Annotated in this window: 10 protein-coding genes; 6 read left to right on the forward strand and 4 right to left on the reverse strand. The window is 39.8% G+C overall.

The features are described from left to right. Nucleotides 1–381 carry a hypothetical protein gene (locus tag ABXZ32_RS02590; protein ID WP_354617122.1) on the reverse strand — a complete coding sequence of 127 codons (381 nt, stop codon included), beginning with the start codon at nucleotides 379–381 and terminating at the stop codon, nucleotides 1–3. A gap of 381 nt (nucleotides 382–762) precedes the next feature. Between ABXZ32_RS02590 and ABXZ32_RS02595 the strand changes: the two genes are divergently transcribed. The 4 genes from ABXZ32_RS02595 to ABXZ32_RS02610 all read left to right on the forward strand — a co-directional run bounded on the left by ABXZ32_RS02595 (nucleotide 763) and on the right by ABXZ32_RS02610 (nucleotide 6,963). Continuing rightward, the gene (locus ABXZ32_RS02595; RefSeq protein WP_354617123.1) at nucleotides 763–3,735 is read left to right on the forward strand and encodes a CheR family methyltransferase; all 2,973 of its coding nucleotides are present in this window, start codon (nucleotides 763–765) and stop codon (nucleotides 3,733–3,735) included. Next, the gene (locus tag ABXZ32_RS02600; RefSeq protein ID WP_354617124.1) at nucleotides 3,728–5,440 is read left to right on the forward strand and encodes a sensor histidine kinase; all 1,713 of its coding nucleotides are present in this window, start codon (nucleotides 3,728–3,730) and stop codon (nucleotides 5,438–5,440) included. Before ABXZ32_RS02595 ends, ABXZ32_RS02600 begins: the two co-directional genes overlap by 8 nt. Nucleotides 5,441–5,668: 228 nt before the next feature. Then, complete coding sequence (locus ABXZ32_RS02605; protein WP_354617125.1) at nucleotides 5,669–6,052, forward strand: response regulator transcription factor; 384 nt, start codon at nucleotides 5,669–5,671, stop codon at nucleotides 6,050–6,052. Between the two features lie 95 nt (nucleotides 6,053–6,147). Continuing rightward, nucleotides 6,148–6,963 carry an exodeoxyribonuclease III gene (locus ABXZ32_RS02610; RefSeq protein WP_354617126.1) on the forward strand — a complete coding sequence of 272 codons (816 nt, stop codon included), beginning with the start codon at nucleotides 6,148–6,150 and terminating at the stop codon, nucleotides 6,961–6,963. 23 nt (nucleotides 6,964–6,986) lie between these two features. On the opposite strand, the gene ABXZ32_RS02615 is transcribed toward ABXZ32_RS02610, so the two are convergent. Together ABXZ32_RS02615 and ABXZ32_RS02620 are read right to left on the reverse strand one after the other, a co-directional pair. Further along, nucleotides 6,987–7,391, reverse strand: coding sequence for a hypothetical protein (locus tag ABXZ32_RS02615; protein ID WP_354617127.1), 405 nt, complete (start codon nucleotides 7,389–7,391; stop codon nucleotides 6,987–6,989). An 18-nt stretch (nucleotides 7,392–7,409) separates the two neighbouring features. Further along, on the reverse strand, nucleotides 7,410–8,186 hold the full coding sequence (locus tag ABXZ32_RS02620) for a sigma-70 family RNA polymerase sigma factor (RefSeq protein ID WP_354617128.1): 777 nt from the start codon (nucleotides 8,184–8,186) through the stop codon (nucleotides 7,410–7,412). A 287-nt stretch (nucleotides 8,187–8,473) separates the two neighbouring features. Between ABXZ32_RS02620 and ABXZ32_RS02625 the strand changes: the two genes are divergently transcribed. Continuing rightward, nucleotides 8,474–9,784: an erythromycin esterase family protein gene (locus tag ABXZ32_RS02625; protein ID WP_354617129.1), complete on the forward strand. Its 1,311-nt coding sequence runs from the start codon at nucleotides 8,474–8,476 to the stop codon at nucleotides 9,782–9,784. A 7-nt stretch (nucleotides 9,785–9,791) separates the two neighbouring features. Here the strand turns inward: ABXZ32_RS02625 and ABXZ32_RS02630 are convergent, their stop codons facing one another. Then, nucleotides 9,792–10,292 carry a hypothetical protein gene (locus ABXZ32_RS02630; protein ID WP_354617130.1) on the reverse strand — a complete coding sequence of 167 codons (501 nt, stop codon included), beginning with the start codon at nucleotides 10,290–10,292 and terminating at the stop codon, nucleotides 9,792–9,794. A gap of 190 nt (nucleotides 10,293–10,482) precedes the next feature. Between ABXZ32_RS02630 and ABXZ32_RS02635 the strand changes: the two genes are divergently transcribed. Continuing rightward, the gene (locus ABXZ32_RS02635) at nucleotides 10,483–10,827 is read left to right on the forward strand and encodes a YtxH domain-containing protein (RefSeq protein ID WP_354617131.1); all 345 of its coding nucleotides are present in this window, start codon (nucleotides 10,483–10,485) and stop codon (nucleotides 10,825–10,827) included. The last annotated feature ends 83 nt before the right edge of the window (nucleotides 10,828–10,910 follow it).

Below are 10,910 nucleotides of genomic sequence, written 5' to 3' on the forward strand. Positions count from 1 at the left end.
TCAATTTCCCCTTGTACTCCTCCTACCAATATTGCTCCTTCCCCTATAAGGATTATCATTATGGTACCTTTGAATATTGTCTCCCCTGAAATTATTGATCCTTTTATATCTGGTACGACTAAGGTTGATGTTCCTATAACGGAGCGGCAAAACGGAAGCCCTGAGCCAGACCCCAGTATCCCAATAGATATAAGTTCTATCGTGGAAATCATAGTATATACTGTACTCCGGAAAATAAACATAACGTACCAATTCTACCCTGTTTGGATAAAACCAGGGCGGGGGTGGATGGTTGGGCCTAGAGGAGATGACCACAGGGCCACAACTTCCCAAAAACATCACTATTACCAAAAGAAATACCCCAGTTTTTGAAATTTTCATACCACTTTATTTAGGCAACAAAGTAAGCGTTTCATAGAAAATTGTAAATGACTTGGGTCATTCATGGCCCTTGAATGGGAAAACGTTAAATTGCCCTGGGATGCCCCTACCATCTGTACGCATTGTAGGTGGCACTGCTGATAAATGTCATTTTAGAACCATCTCTGGTTTTGTAAATTTAGATTGCAAAGTCTTTTAAACAATGTGCTTCACCAAGGATCTGACCAAATGGATACATCTTGAAGCAAACCAATTAAAAATCAATATTTGCGCATTAGAGACAACAGAGCGAATCCCAAAAGAAGTGCCCCTTTACTGCAAATAATTTCAGGGGTTTAATTAACTTTGGAATACGATTTCATTCGATAACCTTTAAAAAACATGGCCAAAAACAAGACCACATCCTCCCAAAAAAAAGGGACCTCCCAGAATAAACCCTCAAAGAGTGGCAAAAAAGAAGAATTTCTTATTGTGGGGATGGGAGCTTCTGCCGGTGGCCTGGAAACGTTAGAGCAGTTTTTTAAAGCAACCCCCGCCAAACCTGGAATGGCCTTTGTAATTGTACAGCATTTGGATCCTACACACAAGAGCCTAATGGTACACTTACTCAAAAACCATACAGAAATGGAGGTTTCTGAAGTTAAGGACAACACCCTTGTAGTTCCCAACAACGTCTATGTAATACCTCCCAACAAGGATATGGCCATTTTTAATGGTATTCTTCACTTAATGGAACCCGCAGCGGCCAGAGGTTTTAGAAAGCCCATAGATTTTTTCCTTCGCTCATTGGCAGAGGACCAAGGCGAAAAGGCTGTCGGCATCATCTTATCCGGTACAGGAACGGAAGGGACCTTAAGCCTTAAGAATATTAAGGGACAAGGAGGACTTTCCATAGTCCAAGATCCAGAAACGGCCAAGTATGATGGGATGCCTAGAAGTGCCATTGCGGCTGGAGTGCAGGATTTTATCCTGCCCGTAGCTGAAATTCCGACACTGCTTTTAAAATATGCCAAAAACAGGAAATTTAAACCTGAAGAACTTCCCGATAAGATCTCTACCGCCAAAGAGCTTTTGGAAAAAGTGTTTATTTTATTACGCAATGAGACGGGTTGTAATTTTAGTGATTATAAAAGTACAACGGTCATACGAAGGATAGAAAAGCGGATGGCCCTGAACCAGATAGATAAATTGGAGCTTTACATTAAATACCTTCAGAGCAATCGTGAGGAAATTTTAAAATTATTCAATGAACTTCTTATAGGGGTAACCAATTTTTTCAGGGATAAGGAAGCTTTTGATTCTGCAAAAAATATAGTAATTCCACAAATAATCAAGAGTAAAGAAGATGGGGAAACAATTCGGATATGGGTCCCAGGATGTTCCACAGGTGAAGAGGCCTATTCCTTGGCCATCATATTTGATGAAGCCATTAAAAAGCAATCAAAAAAAATAAAGGTTCAAATTTTCGCATCGGATTTAGATGAAAATGCCATTAACCTCGCACGTCAAGGCGTCTACCCTCATAGTATTTCAGTGGATGTAAGCCCTGAATATTTATCCAAGTATTTTTATAGCGATGCCACGACCTACAGGATCAAAAAAGAAATCAGGGACCAGATTGTATTCGCGGAACACAACCTCATCAAGGACCCGCCTTTCTCTAAGCTGGACATGATCAGCTGTAGAAATCTTTTAATCTATTTGAACGTAGAGGCTCAAAAAAAGGTGTTCGCTATTTTTCATTATGCCCTTAACCCAGAAGGGATTCTCTTTTTGGGCAGTTCAGAATCCCTTGGTGAATACGACTCCCTATTTGAGGTGGTGGATAGGAAACAAAAAATATTCAAACATAAGGATGTGAAGCTTGAAAAAATACCGGATATCGGCCATCTTTTTCAAGAAACCCCACCCACAAAGATCATGGCTAAACCAGTTCTGAAAAGAAACCATCAGGAGAACCTGGCTAGTCTTACCAAGAATATATTGTTAGCGAATTACACCCCCGCATGCGCCATTATTAATGAAAAAGGAGATGCCCTGTATTTTTCAGGAAATACTGGGAAGTATCTGCAACCTTCGCCCGGAGAGGCAAAATTAAATATTATTGATATGGCCAGGGAAGGATTAAAGGCCGATCTCCAAGTCTTGATCTCCAAAGTTCGGAAAACCAATAAAACAGAAACACGTTATAATATAGATGTCAAGTCCAATGATTCTTTCCAATTAATAGACCTCAGCATTAAGCCTATGCAACTGGAAGTTACAGGGGAAGCACTTATGATGGTCATATTTGAAGACCGCAAAAAACTACTAAATTCAAATAAGGAAACTAAGATTGTTAAGCCAGAAGACACCTCTGAACTCCTGGCAATGGAACAGGAACTGGCAGCCACCAAGGAATACCTGCGTTCAACCATAGAACAATTGGAAATTTCCAATGAGGAGCTCAAATCTTCCAATGAGGAACTGCAATCCAGTAACGAAGAATTGCAAAGTACCAATGAGGAACTGGAAACCTCTAAAGAGGAACTACAAAGTGTCAATGAAGAAATAGTTACGGTAAATACGGAACTACAAGGAAAGATAGACGAACTGGCCCAGGCCTATGACGATATGAACAATTTGTTGGCCAGCACCGAAATTGGGACCATTTTCCTGGATTCCAATTTACATATAAAACGCTTCACCCCCTCCATGTCCAAGATCATCAATCTTATACAGAGCGATGTGGGACGCCCTATAGAACATTTGTCCAGCAACCTGATCTATGACGGGATCGTCGAAGATGTAAAAAAAGTACTTGATAAGCTTTCTCCCATATCAAAATCCGTAAAGAGTGTTGATGGCGTTTGGTATTTGATGCAGATTATGCCCTACCGCACTTCTGAAAACGTAATTGAAGGGGTAGTGATCACCTTTGTGGATATCTCGGAGGAAAAACGGCTGGCGGAAGAATTAAAGGAAACAAAGGAAAACTTTGACCATTTGTTGGAAATGACCAAGATAGTGGTCTATACACAAAACAAAGATCTTGAGTATACCAGCGTGGCCCATGTACATCCAGATTTTGAATTTAGGAGCATGGTAGGAAAGAAGGATGAAGATTTTTTTAATAAGGAAGATGCCCTTTTGCTAACCAAGACAAAAAGAGAAGTTCTGACTTCCGGGAAACCCAATAGGGAGGTCATTGCTTTAAAAATTGGAGGAGGTATCAGGTATTTTGATCTTATGGTCCGACCTGTAATGGCAAATGGGGAAATTTCAGGTATCGCATGTACTTCAATGGACATAACAGATTTAAAAGTTGCAGAAAATCAACTTCTAAATCCTAATGATATGAAGAAAAATGGATAATAAAGACCATCCAAAAACTGATGAATTACGCGGCAAAGCAGAGGCGAAGTTGCGGCAATCCAGCACCTTGCCCAAGGACCTAACATTGGACAAGGCCAAGGTTATAATGCATGAGCTGGAAGTTCACCAATTGGAACTGGAAATGCAAAACCAAGAGTTGCGGGAGACCCAGCACCGATTGGAAGAGTTGCGCGACCTATATACAGACCTATTTGATTTTGCCCCGGTCGGTTATTTGGTCGTGGACAAAAAAGGAGTCATAAAAAACATCAACCTTACCGCTTGTATGCTTCTCGGTCTGGAACGTTCCTTATTAATAGGCAAGCCTTTATCTGCCTACATGAGCAGTGGGCAATCCATTAAGTTGTTTCTCAATTTAAATGAGGCCTTCAAAAATGGAAACCTGCCTTCCTTTGAGCTTATAATGAAAGACAGGAAAAACCGTACGTTCACAGCCTTACTTCAGGGGATGATTCCCAATTATTCTAAAAGTAGCGATACTTGTAGAATTTCCTTACAGGACATTACAGAACTTAAGGCAGCTGCCGCCTTAAAAAAAGAACACGACGAACTACAATTGGAAAAAGAAAAAATTCAGCGGTATTTGGATTTGGCCCCTGTAGTTTTCCTACTGATAGATTCAGATCATAAAGTACAGATGATCAACCAAAAAGGATGTGAGCTATTGGGCTATAAAAGGGTGGAAATTCTAGGCGAGAATTGGTTCAAAAAATTTGTGATAGGTCATGATAACACTAAAGTTGACCCTGCCAATGAAAGTTTCCAAAACAATAAATTGTTGCTAAAACCCTATGTTGAAAATTTTGTAAAATGTAAGAATGGTGAAAAGCGTCTAATGGGCTGGACAAACATAGCACTATTGGATAACAGCGGTAATCAGATAGGCACTTTATCTTCTGGGGAGGATATTACCCAACGAAAAAAAGAAGAGGCTACCAAACAGCGTTATATGGAAGAACTGGAGACGATGGTAGGAGAACGCACCAAAGAACTTAGTGATGCCCTGGAAAATGAAAAACAGATCAGTGAAATGAAGAGTTCCTTTGTTTCCATAGCCTCCCACGAGCTTCGCACCCCTATCACCATTGTTTTGTCTTCCATCATCCTCATTGAGAAATACGGCGCCCTGGGTCAATTTGAAAAACAGAAAAAACACTTCAACCGCATTAAGTCTTCCATAACACATTTTATCAGTATTTTGGATGATTTCCTTTCCCTGGATAAATTGGAAAAAGGAGTTGTCAGGGTAAATAAAGAAACCTTTGATCTGCCCAATTTTATAAACTTTACCATTGGGGAAATGGAAGTCATGTTAAAGGAAGATCAAAAAATTTCATATACGCATAGCGGCCAAAGAAACACGACCCAGGATAAGAAAATTTTTCGAAATATACTCCTCAATCTATTATCCAACGCCATAAAATATTCTGAAAAGGATATAGAATTGACCACAGTTGAGAATAATGGCACTTTGACATTAAAAATCAAGGACCAGGGTATTGGTATCCCAGAGGAGGACTCACAATTCTTGTTCAAACGCTTCTTTAGAGCCAAAAATGCCGAGGACATCCCCGGTACCGGATTGGGACTCAGTATTGTTGAACGCTATTTGGACCTACTAAAGGGATCTATTGAGTTTACCAGTCAAGAAAATATAGGCAGCACCTTTACAGTGCAACTTTAACAACATTTCAAGGTACCCTTTTTATCTGTAAATAAAATATTTAGCCTTGTTCTTGAGGCCACATGTTTTAAAAAATCGAAAGACCATTATTTATAAATTCCACCCCATAATGGTAGACCTCAGGTTAACAAATATTGGGTTTAACCTTAGTATTTGCGAGAAATTTATTACTTTTAAGTTACTTCCCCTATAAAAGTATCCAGGCAAATACTATAACAACCCTTTACCATGGTTACCATTTTAATCATAGATGATTGTAACGCCATTCGTGAAAACACAGCTGAATTACTGGAGTTGGAGGGCTTTCATGTTATAACTGCATCCAATGGAAAGGAAGGTTATGAAAAGGTGGTTCAACATGTACCAGACCTCATTGTATGTGACATTCTGATGCCAGAAATGGACGGATTTGAAGTATTGAAAAAGTTGGGTGCCCATCCCACGTTCAAAACCATACCCCTTATTTTTTTCAGTGCCAAAAGCGAGAAGAAGGAAATTGTCAAGGGATTGGAACTCGGAGCCTATGACTATATTGTAAAGCCTTCCGAGCTTAATGATCTTATTTCTTCCATAAAAAGATTTATCGCAGATAGGAATCTATCCATTTCTTAATAAACCACTTCATTTTCAACAAACTGCATATCCCAAGGCTTGGGATCAGTGCTAATTGATACCCTTGACCACTACAGGCCTTTAGGTTCATTTTAATGAAAAATATAGAACAAAAGCCTATCTTTAATGGTCCTAAAGTATCGTATATGAAGCTCATTTCCTGGAATGTCAATGGTATAAGGGCCATTGCAAAAAAAGATTTTTTTAAATCGGTCAATAGCCTAGATCCCGATATTCTTTGTCTTCAAGAGACCAAGGCCCAAGATTTGGAAGTGGAAAAAACCATTTCCGAATTATCCCAATATCATAGTTATACCAATTCTGCAGACCAAAAAGGATACTCGGGAACTGCCATATTGAGCAAAGAAAAACCTTTGGCCGTTACCACGGATATGGGAGTTGAGGAACACGATAAAGAAGGCAGAGTGCTCTGCGCAGAATATGACAATTTCTATTTGGTGAACGTGTATGTGCCAAATTCGGGTCAAAAACTGGAACGATTAAACTATCGGCAACAGTGGGATGCCGCATTTTTAAAATACCTGATAGCCCTGGAAAAGAAAAAACCGGTGGTTGTTTGTGGCGATTTTAATGTAGCTCATAGGCCAATAGACCTAAAAAATGATAAGGCCAATTACAATAAAACGGCGGGATATACCCAAATAGAAATAGATGGTATGGACAATGTTAGTGCCGCTGGATTTGTGGATACGTTTCGAAAACTTCATCCAAATGAAGTTGCCTACACCTATTGGAGCTATCGGTTCAAGGCCAGGGAACGCAATGTGGGATGGAGGATCGATTACATCTTGGTAAGCGGGTCATTCATGGAAAAGGTCCTAAGCTCCGAAATACTTCCGGATTACCTTGGCTCCGACCATTGTCCTATTCAGCTGTCCCTGAACCTATAAATTGGTGCAGGAAAATATTGGCCTTAGAATTTTTTGGCATAACCAAACACCATTTTCTTGAATTCCTTGAAGTCCTTTGCAAAGAGGTCCATTTTACCCTTCAATTCTTTGTGTCCATTTCTGTAATCGGCATCGGCGATTCCTTTCTCCCCTTTTACCAATCGGGCTAAAAGCTTTTCATGGGCATAGATATCCTTTATCAAATATGTAAAAAGGTGATGGTGTACTTTCCCCATGTTCCCCAGGAGATCGGTAAACATTTGATCCGTACTATCGTTTATCTTTTTGCGTAATATGCCATCCAAAAAATGTAATTCATCCTTCCAAAACTCAACGGAATCTATCCATTCTTGGCTTTCTCTGTGAAGTTGGTCCAAGCCAATTCCCAATAAAGGTCCAGAGGTTCGGTTTTTTGTTAATTCATCCATGATGTCCCTGTTTCATTATTAAACCTTAGTGTTGGTATATCTTTGATAAAGACTCTTGCCCATGACATCTTGTGCCTTATTCAGCAATTGTTCCACCTTTTCTATACTGTAATTTCTGATTCTCGCTATTTCCTCCAAACTAAAATGATGGAAAACCAAGAGATCAAATACAACCTGCATCTCCAAGGGCATATGGTACAACACAATATCTAAATGTCGATCTATTTGATCCTTTCCCCATTCCTCATCCAATCTGCGAATCAGAAGCTGTTGGTTCTCTCCAAAAAAATAAGAGGTCATTGAACGCTCATAATTTCGATAGGAAATATCATCGAGTTCCTCAAGAAACACCAAGTCCCCATCGGCTTCCCTACTAAATTTTTCCTGTAGCCCATCCCATTCCAGCTTGGAATAGTTTTCCAGATTATCCAAAATACTGGCATCGTACACCTCTTTTTCTATGGTGGCCTCCAATAGCAGGTCTGCCTTTTGGAACAACCATGGGTAAAAATCGATGGGACCTTTGATACTTTCAAAATCATCATTGATATGAATGATCAGTTCGTCCAGGTAATATTCTGCCTGGTACTTCCCTTGGGGCAATAACTTTTTTGTAAGGGCCGTCCTTAAACGCCGTTCTATATAAAGGTGTAATGGCGGAATGATTTTTAACAATTGCTTATTAAATTCAGCACTGTTCCCCTCCTTTTTCAACTTGGACAGGACAGGAAACAATTCCACTGCCAATTCCTGATACTGATCCCGCCTTTCGTGCTCCTTAATCGTCTTATCCATCTCTTTTTTTTATCCTCGGTTCTCCTTCCAAAATTGCAAAATTGCCTGCCAAAATAAAATGATTCAGATCAGCTACCTCCCACATTGGAAGATGGGATGTTGAACTCCTATTCAAAATAAGTTACAACTGACCAGCATCATTTAGAATAATGGTCCATTGTGCTAATTTTAAATATCCCTAAATGGAAGCTATGGTTCTTACACCTAATTAATATCTTGGAGTTAGTAGAGTAATCCGTAGTAGGATACTTTATCATTTAGTAAAAAACCTAATAAATTTCTCTTACATGGACGCTTTAGAACAAAAGATAACCACGTTAAAAGAGGTCAGCCATAAGGTTGTACATATACAGGACTTGGCCCCCTTATTCGATCAATTATCCGATTCCAAACTGGTGCTATTGGGGGAAGCCTCCCATGGCACACACGATTATTATACCTGGCGAACCGAAATCAGCAAACACCTCATTGAGAACCACGGTTTTAATTTTATCGCTATGGAAGGGGATTGGCCAGATTTTTATAGGGTCAACAGATACATAAAAAATTATGACAACAGTGATAGCAGTGCGCTAAATGTTCTAAAACAATTTAATAGGTGGCCAACCTGGATGTGGGCCAACTGGGAAACGGAAAGTCTGGTTCGTTGGTTACATGGCCACAATGAAAAGTTACCGATGGCCCAACGGGTGGGTATTTACGGATTGGATGTCTACAGCCTTTGGGAATCCATGGAGGCCATTATAGATTATTTATCGGAACATAAACCTTCATTGTTGCCCACTGCGAAACGGGCCATGGGTTGTTTTGAGCCATTTGCAGATGAAATTGGACTGGCCTATGCCAGATCTTTAAAGCGATACATGCCAAAAACATGTGAAAATGAGGTAGTATCACTCTTACAGGAAATTATAGACCATGCCCAAAATTTCAATAAGGACCAAGAAGCTTCATTAAATATGCGGCAAAATGCCTATGTAGCAAAAAATGCTGAAAATTACTACCGTGCCATGGTCAGTATCAATTCCAGTTCTTGGAATCTACGGGATCAGCATATGACTGATAGCCTAAAACGATTATTCGATTTTTACGGTCCAGAAGCGAAAGGAATCGTTTGGGAACACAATACACATGTAGGTGATGCCAGAGCTACGGATATGGTCCTTGAAAACAGTGTAAATGTAGGACAACTGGTCAGGGAACAATTATCAGAACTACATCCTAAGATTGTTGGTTTCGGTTCTTACGCCGGCAGTGTAATTGCTGGTTCCGAATGGGGATCCCCCATGAGAAGGATGAATTTACCAGAAGCCATTGGGGGTTCTTGGGAATATTTAATGCATAGGACGGGCAAGGGCAATCAATTGGTACTAATGGACGAATTAAGGGAGTATGCAGAATTTAAGGCGCCACTTCAACATAGGGCCATTGGGGTGGTCTATCATCCTAAATATGAGTCTATTGGAAATTATGTCCCTTCTGTTATGCCAGAAAGATATGATGCTTTCCTGCATATAGATATTACGGAAGCACTACACCCTATCCATATATTCACAGATAAGACCCAATTGCCGGAGACCTATCCCTGGGCATATTAAATGCCTATTATGCCGTTTTGCCCAATTGCCTTATCAGGACTTCCAGCTGCTTTATTTGCTTTGCGGCCCCTTTAAAAATTAGAAGGCATGACCCCTTGTCCAAAGAATCAAGGAAATTCATGGTGTCCTTGGGACCAATACCAAAGCCTCTTAATATCCCATAAGTACCACCGGAAAGAGCCCCTAATTTTTTACCGCTGATATCATATAAAAACATGGGCGCAAGAGGACCTATGATATATACATTGCCAATTTCTTGATGGAAAAAAAAGCCAATGTCAGTGTCCTTGCCAAAAAGGGAGCGCCAATAGGATCGAAGTGCCCTTCTCTTTTTTACCAGCTGTTTTTTATTGTTAAACTCCTCGGCATCCATTTTACCCAATACAGATATTTCTATGGCATTGGAGATACTGCCCTTTACCGTACGGATTACCAATTCCGCTTGGTTCAAATCGTCCAAAGCCTTGATATAAAAAATACTTTCTGTTTTTTTAATAAAAGATTTCATGATGCATATTGTAGTAAACACGTAAAGCATCTTGCATTACCCTATTAAAATTACATAAGAGCTGGCAGGTTTTGAATGATGTAAATCAGACGATGTTAAATTTTAAGTTCCTGACAAATATCATTCCATATGACACCCTAACCCCTTAGATTTAAGTAGTAAATTATTTAACCTTTAAAAACTCAATATCATGTCCAAATCAAATGAAAACATATTATTGGCCCTATTGACAGGGGCAGCTATCGGGGCTGGCATCGGAATCCTGTACGCACCGGACAAGGGAACAGAAATCAGAAAAAAAATAAAGAAGAAAGCCCAGGATACCACCCATGACATCACGGACCGACTAAAGCACGCCAAAGATGAGCTTACCAAAACAGCAGATGCAAAAAAAGTGGCCTTTGAAGAAAAATTGGAAGACGTTATTTCAAATATGAGCTATAAGGCAGATGAAATTATTGCAGGTCTGGAACGAAAATTAGAGGAGCTCAAAAACAAGAACGCCCAATTTCAGAAAAAAGGTACTACGGTATAGCGCATAGTTTGGCATTATGTGATGGCAATTTTTAACCCAATGATCTCCTATCAATCATTTTGGGTTAAACGTCGCATCCTATT

Origin of the sequence: Sediminicola luteus, from assembly GCF_040566555.1 — a bacterium.
Lineage (GTDB): Bacteria > Bacteroidota > Bacteroidia > Flavobacteriales > Flavobacteriaceae > Sediminicola.